General features: G+C 64.3%; 17 protein-coding genes. 6 read left to right on the top strand and 11 right to left on the bottom strand.

What is annotated here, in order from left to right; translation table 11 throughout:
- The 10 genes from VGM51_15030 to VGM51_14985 all read right to left on the bottom strand — a co-directional run bounded on the left by VGM51_15030 (window position 1) and on the right by VGM51_14985 (window position 8,849).
- Window positions 1-1,011: an iron ABC transporter permease gene (locus tag VGM51_15030; protein ID HEY3414350.1), complete on the bottom strand. Its 1,011-nt coding sequence runs from the start codon at window positions 1,009-1,011 to the stop codon at window positions 1-3.
- Window positions 1,008-1,841, bottom strand: coding sequence for a helical backbone metal receptor (locus tag VGM51_15025; protein HEY3414349.1), 834 nt, complete (start codon window positions 1,839-1,841; stop codon window positions 1,008-1,010). The genes VGM51_15030 and VGM51_15025 overlap by 4 nt, the downstream gene beginning before the upstream one ends.
- Complete coding sequence (locus VGM51_15020; protein ID HEY3414348.1) at window positions 1,838-2,542, bottom strand: pseudouridine synthase; 705 nt, start codon at window positions 2,540-2,542, stop codon at window positions 1,838-1,840. The genes VGM51_15025 and VGM51_15020 overlap by 4 nt, the downstream gene beginning before the upstream one ends.
- On the bottom strand, window positions 2,445-3,689 hold the full coding sequence (locus tag VGM51_15015) for a D-alanyl-D-alanine carboxypeptidase family protein (GenBank protein ID HEY3414347.1): 1,245 nt from the start codon (window positions 3,687-3,689) through the stop codon (window positions 2,445-2,447). The genes VGM51_15020 and VGM51_15015 overlap by 98 nt, the downstream gene beginning before the upstream one ends.
- Window positions 3,686-4,273: an SMC-Scp complex subunit ScpB gene (scpB, locus tag VGM51_15010; GenBank protein ID HEY3414346.1), complete on the bottom strand. Its 588-nt coding sequence runs from the start codon at window positions 4,271-4,273 to the stop codon at window positions 3,686-3,688. Before scpB ends, VGM51_15015 begins: the two co-directional genes overlap by 4 nt.
- The gene (locus VGM51_15005; protein ID HEY3414345.1) at window positions 4,270-5,061 is read right to left on the bottom strand and encodes a segregation/condensation protein A; all 792 of its coding nucleotides are present in this window, start codon (window positions 5,059-5,061) and stop codon (window positions 4,270-4,272) included. The genes scpB and VGM51_15005 overlap by 4 nt, the downstream gene beginning before the upstream one ends.
- Window positions 5,062-5,063: 2 nt before the next feature.
- The gene (locus VGM51_15000) at window positions 5,064-5,741 is read right to left on the bottom strand and encodes a site-2 protease family protein (GenBank protein HEY3414344.1); all 678 of its coding nucleotides are present in this window, start codon (window positions 5,739-5,741) and stop codon (window positions 5,064-5,066) included.
- Window positions 5,741-6,985, bottom strand: a complete 1,245-nt coding sequence (locus tag VGM51_14995) for a hypothetical protein (GenBank protein ID HEY3414343.1) — start codon at window positions 6,983-6,985, stop codon at window positions 5,741-5,743. Before VGM51_14995 ends, VGM51_15000 begins: the two co-directional genes overlap by 1 nt.
- 61 nt (window positions 6,986-7,046) lie before the next feature.
- Entirely contained in the window at window positions 7,047-8,378 is a 1,332-nt protein-coding gene (gene lysA / locus VGM51_14990) for a diaminopimelate decarboxylase (protein ID HEY3414342.1), read from the bottom strand.
- 219 nt (window positions 8,379-8,597) lie between these two features.
- On the bottom strand, window positions 8,598-8,849 hold the full coding sequence (locus VGM51_14985; protein ID HEY3414341.1) for a hypothetical protein: 252 nt from the start codon (window positions 8,847-8,849) through the stop codon (window positions 8,598-8,600).
- A gap of 229 nt (window positions 8,850-9,078) precedes the next feature.
- Here VGM51_14985 and VGM51_14980 point away from each other — a divergent pair, with 229 nt between their 5' ends.
- Window positions 9,079-11,904, top strand: coding sequence for a hypothetical protein (locus tag VGM51_14980; GenBank protein HEY3414340.1), 2,826 nt, complete (start codon window positions 9,079-9,081; stop codon window positions 11,902-11,904).
- A 2-nt stretch (window positions 11,905-11,906) separates the two neighbouring features.
- Window positions 11,907-13,418 carry an FAD-dependent thymidylate synthase gene (locus tag VGM51_14975; GenBank protein HEY3414339.1) on the top strand — a complete coding sequence of 504 codons (1,512 nt, stop codon included), beginning with the start codon at window positions 11,907-11,909 and terminating at the stop codon, window positions 13,416-13,418.
- A gap of 37 nt (window positions 13,419-13,455) precedes the next feature.
- Here the strand turns inward: VGM51_14975 and VGM51_14970 are convergent, their stop codons facing one another.
- Window positions 13,456-14,883 carry a multiheme c-type cytochrome gene (locus tag VGM51_14970; GenBank protein ID HEY3414338.1) on the bottom strand — a complete coding sequence of 476 codons (1,428 nt, stop codon included), beginning with the start codon at window positions 14,881-14,883 and terminating at the stop codon, window positions 13,456-13,458.
- Between the two features lie 240 nt (window positions 14,884-15,123).
- Between VGM51_14970 and VGM51_14965 the strand changes: the two genes are divergently transcribed.
- The 4 genes from VGM51_14965 to VGM51_14950 all read left to right on the top strand — a co-directional run.
- Window positions 15,124-16,392: an MFS transporter gene (locus VGM51_14965; GenBank protein HEY3414337.1), complete on the top strand. Its 1,269-nt coding sequence runs from the start codon at window positions 15,124-15,126 to the stop codon at window positions 16,390-16,392.
- A 10-nt stretch (window positions 16,393-16,402) separates the two neighbouring features.
- Window positions 16,403-17,257: an MqnA/MqnD/SBP family protein gene (locus VGM51_14960; protein HEY3414336.1), complete on the top strand. Its 855-nt coding sequence runs from the start codon at window positions 16,403-16,405 to the stop codon at window positions 17,255-17,257.
- A 334-nt stretch (window positions 17,258-17,591) separates the two neighbouring features.
- Complete coding sequence (locus tag VGM51_14955) at window positions 17,592-18,728, top strand: hypothetical protein (GenBank protein HEY3414335.1); 1,137 nt, start codon at window positions 17,592-17,594, stop codon at window positions 18,726-18,728.
- Window positions 18,729-18,788: 60 nt separating this feature from the next.
- Window positions 18,789-19,302, top strand: a 514-nt coding sequence (locus VGM51_14950) for a hypothetical protein (GenBank protein HEY3414334.1), incomplete at its 3' end; no start/stop codon positions are given.

Raw genomic sequence — 19,302 nt, 5'->3', positions numbered from 1 at the left:
CTACTTGCCGCCCCGCGCACTGCGCATCAGAGCCAGGAAGAACGGGCCCCCGATAAGGCCGGTCAGAAGCCCGACCGGTAGTTCGGTCGGCGCGTAAAATGTGCGCGCCACAAGATCGGCCAGGGCAAGAAACGCGCCGCCCGCGAGGAACGACGCCGGAAGCAGGACGCGATGATTCGGCCCCACGATCTTGCGGCAGGCGTGCGGCACGATCAGGCCGACGAATCCGATCACGCCCCCAAGCGCCACGGCGCCGCCCGTCAGCACCGCGCAAACGATGAGAATCCCCCGCTTCAGATTCTCCACATTGGCGCCAAGATACCGCGCGGGATCTTCCCCGAACGAAAGCAGGTTGATGTCCCGCCCCAGCGCCCAGAGCAGCAGGGAGCCCGCGAGCGTGATGGGCAGGACGGCCAGAACGCGCGGCCAATCCGCCTCGCCGAAGCCTCCCATCGTCCACAGCACGATCTGCTGCATCCGGTCGCTTCCGGCGGAAGCGAACAGCACGATGGACACCAGCGAACCGAGTACCGACGCCGTTACAACACCGGCAAGAAGCAGCACCGTGCCGGGCAGTGCCCCGCGGGACTGGGCGGCCCCGAACACGAGCGCCGTTGCCAGCACCGCTCCCAGGATGGCCGCGCCCGGCACGGCCAGTCCGGAGAGCGCCATGGTCACCCCCGCGGCGATGACGATGGCCGCACCCAGGGATGCGCCCGCGGACACGCCGAGGACGTACGGGTCGGCGAGCGGGTTGCGCAGGAGCGCCTGGAGGCCGCACCCCGAAACGCTGAGACTGGCGCCCGCCAATATGGCCGCCAGCACCCTCGGCAAGCGCAGTTCGAGGAGTATCTGGGCGCCGGCCGGGTCCGCGGCGCGCGCGTGAGAGGACAGCAGCAAATCTAAAACGTGGGATATGGGGATCGGAGCGGCGCCAATGGATGTGCCGGCGACAACGGCGACGAGGACGGCCGGAACAAGTCCGCAAAAAACCAGGTAGACCCGCCTCATCGCGACGCCACCGGCTCACGCACCGCCTTCGAAAGCCAGGCCAGGCCATCCGCGAGGCGCGGCCCCGGGCGCACGAACGAGTCCTGCGGAGCGGTCACGACGGGCGTCTTCAGATGCGCGCGCGAAAGGAGCCCGGAAACGGTGGCGGTATCCGCCGCGGTGGTGGTGACCACCAGGTCCGGCTTCAACGCGATGAGCCCCTCCAGCGAGATCATCTGGAATCCTGCCGTCTCGGCGGCGTTCGCCACCCCGACGCTCTCCAGCATCCCGTCGAAGAACGTCCCTTTCCCAGCCACGAAGAGCTTGGGAGACGCCTCGACCACCACCAGGATGCGGTGGAATCTCCTGATGCCTGGGCGCCGGGCCGCGCGTAGCGCGTCCTCCATCCGTCCGGCCACTCGCTCGGCGCCGATTGCGTAGCCGGTGGCGCCGCCCACTGTGCGGATCGCGCTGACCGTCTTCGCGTAGGATGTGGTGTCCAGCCGAAGGGTGCGGATGCCGAGTTTGCCGAGCCGGTCGAGCGATGCGCCCTGGAGGTCGGACACACCGATCACGAGGTCCGGCTTCAGCGCAACGATCCGTTCATAATTGAGGGCCATCCCGCCTACGCGCGGCAGCGCCGCGGCTTCCGCGGGGTAGTTCGAGTAATCATCGGTGGCGACGACCCTGGACCCCGCGCCGACGGCGAAGAGCATCTCGGTGACGCTCGGAGCGATGGAAACGATCCGCCCCGGAACCGCGGTCGATTGGACGGCCGGTCGCGGACCGGGTTTCGGCGCGCAGCCCGCTGCGCAGGCGCACGCGAGCGCCACCGCGAGCAGACGGGTCATCCGTTAGCCTCCGCCTTCAGACTCAGCACTTCCCTCTCATCCAGGTAGCGCCATCGGCCAACCGGCAGGTCATCAAGGTGAAGCGACCCGACGGCCACCCGCTCCAGCCACGCCACCCGCAGTCCGACATAATCGAGCATCCGACGCACCTGCCGTTTGCGGCCCTCCGAGATGACGATCTGCAACCGGGAGCGCCCTTCGGACGGCCGGTGCCATACCTCCCGCACGAGGGCCGGCAGGGTCACCCCCTCTTCCAGCGGGATGCCCCACCGCAACGCGTCGAGGCTTTGCGGCGTGACTTCGCCGTACACGTCCGCCAGGTAGGTCTTGGGAACGTGCGTCCGCGGGTGGGCGATATTATTGGCCCACTCGCCATCGTTCGTCAGGAGCAGCAGGCCCTCGGTATCGACATCGAGGCGTCCAACGGTGAAAAGCGTTTCCATTTCTATCGGCAGAAGATCGTAGACGGTCCGCGAAATATGGGGATCGTAGCGCGTGCAGGCGTAGCCTGCCGGTTTGTTGAGAATCACGTAGACATGCGCCCGGGGCGGCGGGATGGGCCGCCCATCCACGGTAATGACATCGCTCTCCGCGTCGGCTCTGTCACCGAGGGTAGACGTCGTCCCATTCACGGACACGCGCCCGGCGCGGATCAGGTCTTCGGCGGCGCGCCGAGAGGCGACGCCGGCGGCGGCGAGCAACTTTTGAAGCCGTTCCAACGATGGCGCCCCCTAATCCAAGTGAAAGCACGACAACCGCAACCCGCCCGGCCTTGCGCCACGGCGACAGGTCAACCTCGTTGAGCGCAATGAGGTCCACGTGCCCGACGGCGCGCCCGTCCGCCACCAGCACAGCGCGTCCCACAACCTGGCCCGCTGTGACTGGAGCCCGCACGGGCTTGAACTCCGGCTGAACCAGCACTGCTCCCGCGTCCTTCGGCACAACCGCATATGCCGGCGACGCCACGCCCACCGGCACGCTCGCGGCGCTGCCCGACGTCACAGTCGCCTCGGCCAACGGGCGCCCTGGCTTGGCGGCAACGCCGCCCCTATAATTGGCGAAACCCCAGTCAAGGAGCGCGCGCGTCTCCTTCTTGATGTTCGGACTGTGCATCAGCACCGAGATCAGCTGGAATCCCCCACGGGTTGCGGACGCCACGAAACAGTGCCCTGCCTGCCGCGTGTAGCCGGTCTTCACGCCGTCCGCGCCCTCGTAATGCGTCAGGAACCAGTGGTCGCGCGCCTTCAGTCCCCGGTCGTACTTGTTGATGTCCCGCTCGATAGTATAGTCCGGTGTGCTGACGATGTCCCGAAACACGGGATAGGCCATCGCCGCTCTCGCCATGGTCGCCAGGTCCCGCGGCGTGCTGTAATGGCCCGTAGCCTGCAGGCCGTTGGGATTTGCGAAATGCGTATGCTTGCACCCGAGTTGCGCCGCCCGGGCGTTCATCTGCGCCACGAATGCGCCAACGCTCCCGTCGAGGTGCTCTGCGGCCACCACGCACGCGTCGTTCGCCGACCGCATGATGATGCCGTGAAGAAGGTCATCCATCGTCAGATGCTCACCCATCTTGAGATTGAGCGACGATTCCGCAACCTTGGCCGCTTTCGCGGACACCTGCACGGTCTCGTTCAGCCGGCCGGACTCGAGCACCAGGAGGGCCGTCATGATCTTGGTCGTGGACGCCATCGGGCGCTGCTGGTCTGGGTTGTGCGCCCAAAGCACCTTCCCGGTCTTCGCCTCCACGAGGATGCCGGCCGGCGACAGGATATCCGGCGGAGCGGGCTGAGGACGCGCCGACGTGACCGCCGACAGCAGGACAGCGAGGGCGCTCACCCATTTCGTCATTCGTCACGTTCTCCCATCGCCGCATCGGGCAGCGCCAATTGCGGATCGTCCTCGGGCTCGTCCTCCTCCAGCGAGTCCGGCATATCCGGGAGGTCGCTCAGGTCGTTGAGCCCGAAATGCCGCAGGAAGGCCGGCGTTGTGGCATAGAGCGTCGGGCGGCCGACAGTTTCCTTCCTGCCGACGTCCTGAAGCATCCCGCGTTCGGTGAGCGTTTTCACCACCCCGCTCGCATCCACCCCCCGGATGGCCTCGATCTCGGGCAGCGTGACCGGCTGACGATACGCCACGATGGCCAGCGTCTCCATCGCCGCGCGGCTGAGTCGCGGCGGAGGCGGCGCGAGCAAACGGCCAACGTAGGGCGCAAAATCGGGATTTGTGCACATCTGATAACCGCCCGCGACGGCGAGGACGGTCAAACCGCGCGACTCGTACGCCCCGTTGAGCAGTGAACCGAGGGCTTCCACGATGTCATCGGGGCCAACCTCGAGAATCTCTCCAAGGCGCTCCACCGTAAGGGGGTCCGATGACGCGAAGAGAAGGCTCTCGATGGCGGCGGCGATTCGGCTGAGAGGCGCTCCGTTCACGCCGCAACCTCCACCAGGGCGATTTGAACCGGCTGGGCCGGCGCCGTATCGAGCGGCTGGGCCGCCGGAATCTGGAGCAGGCGGATGTCGCCCCACACGTTTCGTTGCTTCATGCGGATGCGACCGCGCTTCAGCATCTCCAGCAGGGCCAGAAACGTCACGATGATCTCCATGCGGTCCGCGTGCGGCGGGATCGTCTCCCGGAACCAGACCCCGTCCGGGTGATGGTGCAGCAGAATCGCCAGTTCGCGCATCTTCAGCGGTATGGTCCACCGGTCCCGCGGAAGCGGCGCGGGCATGCTCAGGTCCGACGCGGCCTCTTCCAGCATCCGCTGGAGCGCGGCCATCAGGCCATCCACGGTTCCATTCCTGTAGATGGGGCCGTCGAACGGGTAATCCGAAAGCACCTCCGTGCCTGCGCGTCCATAGAACCGGGCGCTGTACGCCTCCACCTCGCGCAGCGATTCGGCCGCCGCCTTGAACGCCTGGTACTCGAGCAGGCGCCTCGTGAGCTCCGCGCGCGGGTCCTCCGGTTCCCCGGTCTCAGGGTCGGGCGGCGGAAGCGGCAGGAGCATCCGCGATTTGATCTCCAGAAGGGTGGAGGCCATCACCAGGAACTCGCCCGCCACGTTGAGATCCAGGTCCTCCATCGCCCCCAGCGTCGCCATGTACTGGTCCGCGAGGGCGGCGATCGGGATATCGTAGATATCCATCTCGTTGCGCCGCACGAGGTGCAGCAGAAGGTCGAGGGGCCCCTGGAAAACCGGTAAGTCTACAACGTAACTCATCTCTATCTGAAGAACGCTATGAGGGCCATGAAATCGGAAGGCGGCATCCCTGTAACGGCCCAGGATCCCATGAAGACCGGGATGCCCACGATGGTACTGAGGACACCCGGAAACATGAACGAGAGGCCCAGCAGGATGAGAAATCCGTACCGCTGCGCGAACCGTTCCCAGCGCATGGCGGTCTCATCGGGCAGGAGATTGGTCACGATGCGCGATCCATCGAGGGGCGGAAACGGGATGAGGTTAAAGAACGCCAGCCACAGGTTCAAATACACGACGGTCGCCAGCACCGCCGCCGCCGCGGCAGGCATACTGGGGACAAACCGTAGGAGCAGGCCGGCAGCTGTCGCCATCAGGATATTACTGAACGGTCCCCACAGGGCGCAGCGAATCCCGTCCAGCCGGGGATTGCGCATCCGATGCGTGTTGATCGGCACCGGCCTCGCCCAACCCCACCCGAACAGCAGAAACAAGGTGCTGCCGACCGGATCGTAGTGGCTGAGTGGGTTCAGCGACAGGCGGCCGTGCGCCGTTGCGGTGTCATCACCGTATGAGCGCGCGGACAGCGCGTGCGCGAACTCGTGCACCGTAATGGCGATCACAACGACCGCGAAGGACACCAGAATCCCGAGCAGCCAGACCCACGAGAAGTGGGGCTCCCTAAGGAGGTCCCACACCATCAGGATTGTCCCCCGGCGCCGGCATTCTCCCGCCACGCGTTCATAGCATACTTCAATTCAGCCTCCGCTCCGTTCAGCCGGCCCGTTCTGAGGCCGTCCAGTGTGAGACTCAGCGCGAGTCCCAGCGCCGGGCCCGGCCGTGCGCCGTGCGCGAGAAGGTCGTCACCGGTAATGGTCAATCGTTTATTCCTCACCGACGCGATGTAGCCCGTCAACCGCGCTTTCTCCGAATCGCTTCCGCACAACGCCGTCGCCGCCAGCAATGCGATCATCGGCATGTCGTCCATTTGGCGCCACCACGCGGGACCGTCCACGTCTGAAAGGGACTCAATGGCCTTCCACACGCTGTGAACAAGGCGCAACTCGGCCGGTTTTACCGCCATAACCTCGGCGACCGGCGTCATCGTTGCAGCCAGGAGCACCAGCCAACGCAAATCGGCGGCTTCCGACGTACCTTCCCCCACGCTGCGAAGCGCCCAGGCCCGCACCACGTCCGCCCGCCGGAGCATGGGCGCGCACGGCATCCAGCAAGGCGCGATGCCCTCCCACACGCCCCAACGGTTGAGCCATGCGATCGCATCCGCCCAACGCGGCTCACCCAGCATCAATTCGACTTCGCGCCGGCGGCGATCCGCCGAGATCGTCCCCAAAGCGCCGTCGCGAACCGCCAGCGCCGCCGCCTCGTCCGTCGCCGCATCCGGCTCCAGCCCGAGCCGCACCGCGTACCGTCCCGCGCGGAACAGGCGCGTCGGATCGTCTGCGAAAGACCCCGCGTGGAGAATCCGGAGCGTGTGACGCTCCAGATCGCCCTTCCCATTCATCGGATCGAGCATTTCGCCGAAACAGTCCGCTCTGAGATCGGCGGCCATGGCGTTGACCGAGAAGTCCCGCCTCTCCAGGTCTTCGGCGATGCCGGCGGGAACGACGTCCGGCAGCGCGCCCGGATGCGCGTACGTCTCTCTTCGCGCGCGGACCACATCTACTCTCGGAGTTCCCGGCGCTGTCAGAGTTGCCGTCGAGAACGCGTCGTGTTGCTCGAACTCCGCATTCCATTCCACGCCCAGCCGGCGGACCACACCCTCCGCATCGCCGGCGATGGTGACGTCTATATCCGTGATCGGCGCCCCGATCAACGCGTCCCGTACGACGCCTCCGACCACCCATGCGCGCGCGCCGGCGTCATCGGCCGCCCGGCCGATGGCCCGCAGGCTAGCTTCCAGATTGGGGTCGAACAGGACGCGCATAGTCACCGGAAAACGCCCGGCGCCGAGACCCGGGCTGCAATAGGTGCGAGCCGCCGCAGCTCTAGGACGCCGACTTCAGCCGGTCGGGAATCAAGTCGTTCCGTACCAGGTCGTCCAGCGACTCCCGTCGAACGATGACGTCGGCCCTTCCATCTTTCACCAGTACCACCGCGGGCCGCGTGAGTCGGTTGTAGTTGCTCGCCATCGCATAGTTGTACGCGCCGGTCGTTTGCACGGCAAGCAGATCGCCCGGTTTCGGCCTGGGCATCACAACGTTCCAGATCAGGATGTCCGTCTCGCAATGCTTCCCGGCAATCGTCACCGTGGTATCGGCAGGCGACCCGGCGGCGTCCGCGAGAAAGGCGTGGTACCGCGCTTCATACAACTGCGGCCGCGGGTTATCGCTCATGCCGCCGTCGATGTCAACGTAGATGCGCTTGCCGGGCGCTTCCGGGATGCTGACTTCCTTAACCGCGCCAACGGTGTAGAGCGTTGTCCCCGCCTCCGCGACGATGCTGCGCCCGGGCTCCAGTTCGAGATGCGGCCGTCCGGCGCCATAGCGATCGAGCGATTCGACCAGCGCTCCGACGACCTTCGCGGCAAACTCCTTCACGGAGATCGGCGCGTGTTCCGGTAGATAGCGGACGCCCAGGCCGCCCCCCAGGTCCAGCCGGCCTACTTCAACGCCGAGTTCGCGCTGCGTCTCGGCGACAAAGCGCGCCATCACGTCCAGCGCCTCTACATGCGAGGAAGCATCCATCAGGTTGGAACCCAGGTGGCAGTGAAACCCTTCAAGGGTCAGCGAAGGCGCGCCACAGATGCGTCTGGCCGCTTCGAGGGCCGCGCCGTCCTTCACGCTCAACCCGAATTTCGTGTCTTCCTGGCCCGTGCGGATGAGGCGGTGCGTATGCGGATCGATGCCGGGGGTACAGCGGATCATCACGCGCGCCACGGCGCCGCGCTGGGCCGCGAGGTCCGCCAGCCGTTCCAGTTCGTGGAAATTGTCCAGCACAAAGCACCCGACGTTCGCGTCCAGGCCCATCGCCAGTTCCGCGTCGGATTTGTTGTTCCCGTGGAAAACCAGGCGCTCCGCCGGGAAACCGGCCTTCAGCGCCGTGTAGAGTTCCCCGCCGCTGGCGACATCCAGGTTCAGGCCTTCCTGCTCAACGATTCGCGCCATCGCGGTGGTGAGGAACGCCTTGCCGGCATAGGCCACGGTCGTGGGATAGAGCTCGTTGAAGGACCGTACGTAATCTCGCATCTGGCCGCGAACGGCGTCTTCGTCCAGCACATACAGGGGAGTGCCGAACTCCGCCGCGAGCGCCACCGCATCGCAGCCGCCGATTTCAAGATGCCCGTTGGGCAGGACCTTCTGACCGCCGAAAAGGAACATGGTTTGTCACAACTCCGAAACGCCGGCCCCGAACGGCCGCCCACATACAAAGAAGGAACCGGCGGGAGCGCGGTTCCTACGACATTCTATCGTTTGCGCCGTGAGGGGGTCAAAGCCCGCCGGCACATGATCGTGAGTGAGGCCGCCGTACCCACCGCCGCCCGCTTTTCATGGGAAAGGGGCGGCCCGAATGGACCGCCCCTTTTCGAATTTGCCGCCTCAGAAACCGCCTCGAAGATCGTGAGCGATGCGGTATTTCCTTCGGAAGGCTCCGTCCAGCATTTGAGAGATGTCGGAATGAAGGCGGCTGCACTCCGCATCCGCCTCTTCAACCGTCTTGCACATGGCGTGATGGACCGTGATCTCCCAGTCCACCAATTGAAAATCCAGACGGATCATCAGTCTGCCCTGGATGTCAACCGGTTTGCGCCTGACAGTCCAGACATTTGCAGCAGGGCGCGATGGGTCCATATCGGGCTCCTCTGTATGTATGAGAGCGCGGCCGGACGACGGATAAGCGCGCCGGCCGCTATATCGGGTTGCTGGTGGACGTCCACCCGGCTCCCCTTGTCCAAACTAGTCTAGAATGGATGCACCATTGTGTCATCCATCGGTTGCCTCACAGCAAGGTTGGAGCACCTGAATTGTGATGTTTTGCCGGCGCCTGGATATCGCGCCCCGCAAGGGAGAGTCCCGTTTGATGAAACTCCGTCTCCTCGGTCTGACGCTTACGGCCGCCATCTTAGCCGCCGTCTCCACTCACGCAGCTTCCCCCACGCCTCAGCGCTTCGCGTTGACGCGATATTTCTACGGATACCAGGCGGATACGCGCAAACCGCTCCCCGCCGGACTCCCCACACGCGGGCCCCAGGGCGAATCCGTATTTGCCGTCCGCCCGATGGTCGGAATCGGCCCGTGGTTCGGCTACGGACACTCTATGTGGCACCGGGACAACCTCACAACGATGCGCCACGCCGGGATCGACGTCGCTCTGCCGGTCTTCCGGGCAGACACCGCCGCGCTGAACGGATACGCCACCGCGGGCCTGGACAGCATGACGCAGGCCCTGGTGGAACTGAAAAGGGATCACGAGGACTACCCGCTCATCGGGATGTTCTTCGACACGGCCTCTCTGGGCTCCGCCGCGGACCCGCTGGACGTTTCCACCGCCGCCGGCAAGGCCGCCTTCTACAACGGCATCAAGCGGTTCTTCCGGCATGTCCCCGAGGAATTCCGGGCTCTCGTCCAGACACCCGGCGGCCCCGCCTGCATCCTGAGCGTTGGCTCCGCGGGTGGCCTGAAGGGCGTCTCTCCCGCGCTGCATGACTACTGCAACACTCAGTTCCGCGCGGATTTTGGCCGGTCGCTGCTCTGGATCGCCGAGGCCGACTGGAAACCGCTCATCGGCTCGCTTGACGCCTACACCACGTTCAACGAAAGCCACGGCCTCAACGTCAACCGCGATGGCGCGATTTCCATTGCGTCCATCGGACCCGGCTACAACGACTCCGGCCTTGACGGCCCCGCTCCAATCGTGCGGTCTCGCAATGCCGGCACCACGATGATCGATGACTGGCGCACGTTGTTCAAGGGGTCCACGGACTGGATCATCATCGAATCATGGAATGACTTCGGGCATGGCACCGCCGTTGCCCCCACGCGGGACTACGGCGTTCGCGACCAGGATGAGACGATGGCCGGACTGCTCCAGTTTCGCGGCGAATCCGGCCTGGTCACCCAGGCGCTTCGCGTGAACGCGCCCGAGATCATGCTTCCCAAATCCGTCATTCCCATCGAAATCGTGGTTCAGAACGGCTCGCTGGAACAGTGGGGCCGCGGTAATATCAGCTTCAGCGCTTCCTGGTATCAGGACGGCAAGCTGATCGAGGAAGGCCCCAAACTGCCGGTGATGCAGAAGGTCCCCGTCATGGGCCTGTTGACGGTCCCCGTCGCGGCCGTGACCGCCAGGCAGGATGGGACGCCGCTGCCGGACGGCAAGTACGAACTCCGGATTGAGTTCTTCAAATCTTCATTCCAGCCCAACACGCCCGCCTTCACACCGTTCGCCGCGCCAGCCGCCGTGATACCGGTTACCGTCGGCACACCCCCGGCGCCCGAAGCGCGCCTGATCACTTGCGACGCGTCGCCCTACCTGATGGCGGGCGCCGGGTCGACCTGCCGGATCGTCGTCCGCAATGACGGCCCGGCAACGTGGCCAAAGGGTACGGCCATCTCCTGGAAACTCGTTTCGGAGAACGGTGACACCGGGCTGGGGACCGGCGTCAGCGCTCCCATGGCCGCTGAGGTAACTCCGGGCGGGATGAGCGAGGCGGTCTCGCTGACCATCTCACCGGCTAAGTCAACGGCAGACGCGCCTGTACCGGTGTCGCTGATGTTCGATGTGGTTCTCGCCGGACAGCCTCTGCCCGTCCTGGAAGGCCCCGGCGCTCCCGTGCGTCGCGCCGCCAATATCCTCCCGCTGCTGGAAGTGGCGCACTTCCCGTTTGGAAGCAGCGTGCCTCCATCGTGGCCGGCGGGGACGGATCTGGACGTTCGCGCGGCCGTTCGCAACATCGGGCCGACTACCTGGAAAGCGTCCGAATTCAAGGTCGGCTACCATTGGTTCTACTGGGACGGCACCGAAGCGCTGTGGGACAGCCAGAAAACCGCCATTCCGAACGACTTGAAACCGGGCGAGGAAACGCTGGTCCATATGAACGCCACCGCGCCCACCTCCGCCGGCGCATACGTCTTCACCGTGGACGTCTGGGATGGCAAGCAGTGGATCTCTACCCTGCCGGGAACCGCCGGGTTCGACACCAGTCTCACTTACGTGAATATCGTGGGGGGAAACCTGCGTCCCGTGGATCTCACGGGCCTGTTTGACGTGGACGGTGTGGCCTCGGAAGGCGAGCCGGGGGATGGCGATTTCGCCGATGGCTTCACATACCCGGGCGAGCAGTTCCCGCCGGACGTTCAGCCTCCGCTCAAGATGTCGTCGGCTCCGCAGGGCCCCTACCCGCCCGGGGTTGCGCCGGTGCTCTACCCCGCCGGGTATTTCGGTCCCGTTGACACAATTGGAGCCCGCAGCACCCGCCGGATTCCGTTCCGATTCTCACCCAAACGCGACGGCGACCGCAACTTCATCCTGTCCCGGGGCCAGACGCTCCCCGTTGGAGTGGGCGCTTACAACCGCCTGTTCATCCTCGGCGCCGCCACCCAGGATTCCTCGGGGACGTTCCGCCTCAATTACGCGGACGGTTCCTCCGCCGATGTCCCGCTCCAGTTCAGCGCCTGGACCGATGGGCCGAAGCACGGCGAGACCGTTGGCCTCGCCTGCACCTACCGACGCTCCGTGAAGGGCGACGACGCCGGGTCACACGCCTACCTCTACATATACGAACTCCCCGTTGACGCCGGGAAATCGCTCAAATCGATCACGTTCCCCGAAGGCCGCCGATTCCGCGTGTGCGCGATCACGGCCGACCATAAAACCGCACTTGAACTGCCGAAGCCGGTGATGTAGACATGATGGACACGTCCACACTTACGCCCTATGTGACCAACCTGGACCGGCCGGTGTTTGCGCTGCGGAACCTGCCGGAGGAAGTGGTTGCCGTTCTCTTCGCGTATTACAGCCGCAGCACCGGCGGCCTGCGGGAGAACCTGGCGAAACTCGCGGAAGACGGCGATATCGCGGTCGGGGCCGGCGAGACCGAAGACGTCGATCTGGCTCGGGCGAGGGAGAAAGCCCGCGAGTTCCACGAGAAATGGGTCGTCGGCTATGGGCACTCGTCGGTGGCGGAACACGCGGTTGTCCACCTCGCGGTGGAGGACGTGAGCATTCTGGCCAGCAAGGTCATTGAGGACGCGCGGCTCGCCAGTTTCACGGAAAAATCCACCCGCTACGTCGTCTTTGACGAAGACCGCTACTATGCGCCTCCATGCTTCGCCGACTCGACCGTGTACCGGGAAGCCTGTCGCTTCCTCCTGGGAACCTACGCGTCCCTGATGCCGGGCGTCATCGAAGAGGTCCGAAAACGCCGCCCGCGCACCGAGAAACAGTCGCAACGAGGGTGGGATACGGCGTGCAAGGCAGCCGCATGCGACGTCCTGAGGTACATCCTTCCCACTTCCACGCGAACCAACATCGGCATCACGGCCAACGCCCGCACGCTGGAGCACCTTCTCGCAAAGTTGATGTCGCACCCCTTGCAGGAGTGCCGCGACCTCGGCGAATCGATGAAGCGCGAGGCCCAGATCGTTGTGCCGACCCTCATCAAATATGCTGCCCGAAGCCCCTATCTTGTGGAATCGGGCGAGGCGCTGGATTCCCTTGCGGAAGCCGTTGGCCCGTCGGCGGGCGGCGCGGTGTCGTGTCAGGGCGACCACGTATCACTGGTGTCCGGCCCGGCAAACCCGGAGCTCGACCTGGCGGCCGCGCTTGTCTATGAACACAGCGAACGGCCGTGGGCGGAGGTCCGCCAGGCAGTCGAAGCGCTCGGCCCCGAAAAGCGACGGGAGATCATCGAGGTCGCCGTTCGCGGCGAGGAGAGCGGCGGCTTTCGGGCGCGGTTCGACCAGCCGATCCGCGCGCTCGAGCACCTCTACTACACGTTTGAAATCACCCTGGATTTCGGCGCGTTCCGGGACATCCAGCGCCACCGTATGGCCACCCAGAGCCGCCAGCGCCTAACGGACGCCTGGGGATACTCGACGCCGCCGGAAATCGCCGAGTTCGGCCTCTCAGACATCTTTGCAGAGTGCATGGAACGCGCGTCGAATGCCTACCAGACACTGGTCCCGGTGGACCGTGACGCGGCGTCCTATGTGCTCCCCCTCGCCAGCAGGGTCCGCGTCCTGTTCACCTGGAACCTGCGTGAGCTGCACCACTTCATCAGCCTCCGCTCAGGAAAACAGGGACACGCCAGTTACCGCCGTATCGCCCAGGACCTCTGGAAGGCCTTGCACGAGCGCGACCCGCTGATGGCGGAATTCATCCGCGTGGACATGTGCGATTACGGGCTCTCGCGGGCGTGACGCGCATCCCGGCTGATGCGGAAGCCTGTGCCGCCGATCACGCAGCGGGCGCGGCCAACGTGTGGGTGATGCGCTTCATGTACGTCCTGAAGTCGAAGTTCGGGCTGTTATCCCGGTTGTGACACGTCACGCAATCGGCCTTAACGGGAACGCGGATGAGCTTCGATGTATCCGTTACACCCTTCTGGCGGGCGTTGACGTGCTCCGCGGCGGCGCCGTGACAGTCCTCGCACCCGACACCCCGCAGAGCCGCGCGCGGCAGATCGATCACGTAGCCGCCCGGTTTGCCATAGCCAACCACGTGGCACGGAACGCAGTCGATGCGCCGCGAGGGCTGCCCGCCATCTTTCTTCTCAAGCGCCACCATCGCCACGGAGTGTTTGGTCAGCTTCCACTGCGCGAATTCCTTCTCATGGCACGACGCGCACACGAAGGAGCCGGCCCATTGCGAGTTGGCGAACGATTCGAGTAGCGGCGTCGAGTCGGGCGCCGGAACCGTCAGCCGGCTTCGGTAGGCCTGGACGATTTGGGCCATTTCGGGGTCGTCCGGAAGCCGGGAGTCCATGGGAACAACCTTCAACGTGTACCCGGCCGGGCGCTTAGCCTTGTCCAATGTGATGCCCAGGTGGCCCGCGAAACGCCCGCGGTCGGGATTCTGCACGAGCGCGGTCGGGCCAACATACTCCACGACCTGATCCACGTTCCCCTCGAGCCCGGCGATCATGATGTCGATTCCCGGAATATCCTTCGCCAACTGCCGCGCCGGCGCGCGCGTGCCGGACAGCATAACGACCACGATGTCGGCCTTCTTGCGGACCTCCGGCACCAGCGCCTTGAGCGCCGCGGCGGGGCTGGAGACCTTCCACGGCAGTTCCGCCGGCGAATTGTCGGGGTTCGGCGGAGTGCCATAGGGCGACACACCCAGCAACCCGATCACGGCCACGACCACCTTCGCGCCGGAGCGCAGGGTCACGGTTTTGTACTGGACGGGCGACGCGATGGCCGTTCCGTTCATCTTCGTGACGTTGGCCAGCGACAGGAGCGCTTGCGTGGCGGCGGGCATCGCCTCCACGTCCGGCAGGTCCTCGGAGGATACAGTCGCCACGTTGAAGCCCATCGCCGTGTAGCCCTTCCAGAGCGCGATGGTCTGCTGGTCGTTGACGTCTCCCTTCCCGACGCGGACGCCGCCCGCGAAAAGGGCCAGCTCGGCGGGGTTCTCCTTCCGGGACTGATTCAAAAACGTGGCCCAGCGCGCGATGCCGCCATACTGGCCGGTAACGCAACCGCAAGGCTCGACGAATCCTCTGGACGCGCCGAGAAAATCGATAACCAGGTCCGGGGGAGGTGAGGTTGGCGCCAACGCGTCCGCGGCGGCCAGCGCGCGGCCCGCGACCCCGCATTGGTCGCAAAATGCCAACGCTCCCAGGGCCGCTGCCGCAATGACGATGTAAATCAGGTGTTTCAAGTTGGCGATTCCCTATCCGGTTCGACCAGGCATTGCAGCGGAGCCCCGCAGCTTTGCGTTCAATTTCATGATACCGCTTGCCGCGCGGCCGGGGCGAACCTGCCGCGCGCGAATCCACGCCGCGTCGCCCCGCGACGAAACCATCGGGCCGTTCGAGGCGTTGCTATGTCGGATACGCAGCGTTTAGAATGGTGAGACGTGCGCCGACTTCCGCGCGCCTCCCTTTGGCCTGAGGACTTCATGAGCGAACACAAATCCACGATGAACCCCGCCATTCACCTGCTGGTGCTGACGGTGTTCATCGACCTGATCGGCTTCGGGATCATCATCCCGTTGCTGCCCCTGTATGCGGACACGTTCCACGCCTCGCCGGCCATCATCGGCGGGTTGATGGCCACATTCTCGTTCTGGCAGTTTATCTTCGCGCCCATTCTGGGCCGCTGGAGTGACCGCATCGGGCGCCGCCCCGTCCTTCTCGTCAGCCTCGGCGGCACGATTCTGGGCTATGTTGTCCTTGCCATAGCGGACCGGCCCATCTTCACCGAACACCATCTGCCGTGGCTGTGGGGATTGCCCGTTGGCCTGGTCCTGTTATTCCTCTCCAGAACCATAGACGGAGTCTCGGGCGGAAATATCTCAACGGCGCAGGCCTATATCGCGGATATTACCACTCCCGAAGACCGCATCAAGGGAATGGGCATGATCGGCGCGGCGTTCGGCCTGGGCTTCATCTTCGGCCCCGTCATCGGCAGTGTGCTCGCACGCTACGGCTTCCACTGGCCGGCGATCGCCGCCGGAACGCTGGCGATTGGCAACTGGATCTGGGCGTACAAGGCGCTGCCGGAGAGCCGCAAACCCGATTCCGCGCCCGTGGGCCGAACGTTCAGCGTGTCGGCCATCACGCGAACGCTCACGAATCCGCTGCTGGGCAAACTTATCGTGCTGGTCTTCGTGGCGACTTTCGCGTTCGCCATCCTCGAAACAACCCTTACGATGTATCTGAAGGACCGAATGGGCGTGGACGCAGCGGTCGCGGCGCGCCGCACCGGGCCGTATTTCGCCTACATCGGGTTCTTGATGGCGTTCATCCAGGGTTGGGCGATCCGCCGGTTGAAGGGCAAGAACCTCGAGACGATCCTCGTCGCCGGCGGAACCCTTTCACTGGCGGCCGGCATGTTTGGCATGGCGCTCATATCCAACACATTCGTCCTCCTGTTTCCGCTCGCTCTTGTGGCGTTTGGAAGCGGCTTCGTGAATCCATCGCTCACCAGTCTGATCAGCCGGCGGGCCGATCCGAACGAGATGGGGCTCACACTCGGCGCTAGCCAGGGGATGAGCGGCCTGGCGCGCATCGCCGGTCCGCTGGCGGGCGGCCTGCTGTATGGGAAGGTCACCGGCGGGTTGAGCCTGGACCCCGGTCGTCCCTACTTGGCGGCGGCTGTTATCATGGGATTGGCCTTCCTGATGGCCCTCACAGTCCATGGCGAGCGCAACGCGACTCCTGCCTAACGAAAGCGATATGGAAACCACAACACGTAAGATAACCCTCGGACACAGCCCCGATAGCGATGACGCCTTCATGTTCTACGGTATGGCGGAGCATAAGATCGATCTCGCCGGCCTCGAGTTCGAACACATTCTCAAGGACATCGAAACCCTCAACCAGTGGGCAACCGAAGGCCGGCTCGACATCACCGCCATCTCGGTCCACGCCTACGCCTATGTGGCGGATAAGTACGACCTGCTGTCACACGGCGCCAGCATGGGCGATAACTACGGCCCGATGATCGTAACGCCCCAGCCGGCCGGCATCCAGTCCCTCAATGGCAAGACGATCGCCATTCCGGGCAAAATGACCAGCGCTGCGCTCGCGCTTGACCTCTACCTGGCCGACAACGGCGTTACCGCCAATAAGACCATCGTGCCGTTCGACCGGATTATGGACGAGGTTAAGGCCGGACGTGTGGACGCCGGGCTTCTTATCCACGAGGGACAGCTCACGCACGAGCGCGAAGGGCTGCACAAGGTCGTCGATCTGGGCGAGTGGTGGCACGCGCAGTACGCGCTTCCCCTGCCCCTGGGGGTCAATACCGTCCGGCGCGATCTGCCGGCCGACCTGCAGCACACCCTCAACCGCGTACTGCACGACAGCATCGCGTACGGCCTCGACCACCGCGCGGAAGGGGTGCGGCACGCGATGCAGTTCGCGCGCGACATGGACCCCGAGACCGCGGACACCTTCGTCGGCATGTACGTCAACGACTGGACGCTGGACATGGGCGACAAGGGCCGGAAGACCATAGAGCTGTTCCTGGGACGCGCGGCGGACGCCGGCCTGATCCCGAACGTACTCCCCCTCCGATTCGTGGTGTAACCACATGGGAGTGAAATGGGGAGACGAGGAAATGGAGACTGGGTAATTGAGGAGACTGGGAAATTACCAGACCGAAGCAGTTTCCTAATTCCCTCATTTCCCATCGCCTCGTTTCCCCGTTTCCTCATTGCCTCATTTCCCTGGCAGCATTCCCATCTTCTCCATCACGGGTTTCAGGGCGGAGGCCCATTTCGCGCGGCTGGCTTCGTCATGACGGACCGTTCAAAATAAACTTGCCGGATTTAACACGACGTGCTATATATCGATTCACAACGCGGACAATGGCGTCCTCGCCACTAGCAACTTCCTTGCACAACACGAAAGGGCTCGATCTATGCACGCACTGTACCCCCCCCGCGCGGCGTCGGCTCGCGGCCTGACCCTCCTCCTCGTCTGTTGCGCTCCGCTTCCGTGCGCGCTGGCGGACGAATCGCGGATTGATGTCACAAGAGTTAGTCCCGCCGCCGGGAACGTGCTGATTGCTGACGGTGGATGCCGGTACTACGTGGAATTCACCGCCTATGACGAGAACGGAAATGAAGCCAGCCAAGTACAGATCAACTTCCAGATGACCTGCTCGCCATCCGGAAACGCGTCGCTTTCCGCCACCAGCGGCATAACCAACATCGAAGGCAAAGCCGGGGTCTTTATCACCGGCTCCGGACACTGCACTGGACAGGTGCGAGCCTATATTGGCGGATACGAAGTCTGCTCTGGTTGGACCTCATTCACCTTCGTTACAGGGCACTGGAACCCCGTGACAGTTAATGGCGTAACGTCTGACGGCGACCCAACCATTACGCACGCGACCGGCACCGGCAGTGGATCCTTTGCAGTGACTGGACCCTATTCCGCCGACCTTGGCCCGGTCGCTTGGTATGAGTTCAACTTCGATTCGCGAGTGTCAAGCTCGGGATCCCCGAGCAGCGGAGGAGCCGGTGGAGACATCGATATAGCAGGCAAGGGTGTAAACGACGCCTACGCCGAATGCGAAACGCGAATGACTCAGGTGTATGGAACGACCAAGACCGCAATTGCCGACGCGACGAGCCACCTTGGGGACACCTTCAGTATCTCGTGGGTTAAAGATGATTTGTCTTATTCGGGCGCGCCTCTGGGAAACACCCTTAACGTAGACATCTGCCGCTACTCATATGCTTCGCACAACAATACTTCAGGAGGCGCGCAGGCAATAGCAGGCATCACCCCCCTCTCCACGCTCACGGCGGCTGCATCTGGCACCGGCGAAGTCACAGTTAACTACTACGACGGTACGCTTCCCACTGGATATACCAACCCAGTGACGAGAACCGGCACACTCGGTGGTAGTACCATTTCATACATCGCAGACCTCTATACGACGATCACCTCCTCATCATACCCCGATCCGTCGGTCACCTCGAACAGCGGATACGCCAAGGGCAACAATACTGCCGACGCTCGATTTGTCCACTCGCACGTCAACCCGTAGTTGCATCCCGCACCGCGTGAGTGCGGCTTCGGGCCGCGCTCACGCTCAAGGAGAGATTAGATGAAACCATGCGCGTTATTCGCGGGGGTTGCCATTGCAGGGTTCGCCGCCGGCGCCGTCACCCAGTTGGCCCATTCAGACACGAAGCCGCCCCCGCCCGTTCGCCCCAACCCCAATGTCGTAATCCTTCACGCCGAGAAAACGGTCACCATCGAAGAGTCCAGCCTGACGCTCAGCAGCCTGGCATCGGAACTTGGGAAGCAAACCGGTTACACGTTCAATCTGGACAAGCGTTACGCGGCAAGTAAGACGCCTTACGCGGTGCTTTGCCGCAATACCCCGTTCAGCCGCGTGCTGGCGGCATCTGGATACCTCAATGGGGCAAAATGGCAGCGCAAGGGCATGGCGTACACCCTCCGCCCCCTCACATCGGCGGAACGCGTTATCGATGCGGAGCGCTACGAGGGAATGATCAACCGAATCGAGGCATACCTCGGAGCCATAGACCCCAACGATCCCAGCCTGACGCTCCACGTTCGGCAGGACATAAACGGCATAGCAGACTGGCACCTCC

It is taken from the genome of Armatimonadota bacterium, from assembly GCA_036504095.1.
Classification (GTDB): Bacteria; Armatimonadota; DTGP01; order JAKQQT01; family JAKQQT01; genus DASXUL01.
Note: the sequence above shows the minus strand (reverse complement) of the source record. Positions and strands in the feature narration are given on the sequence as shown.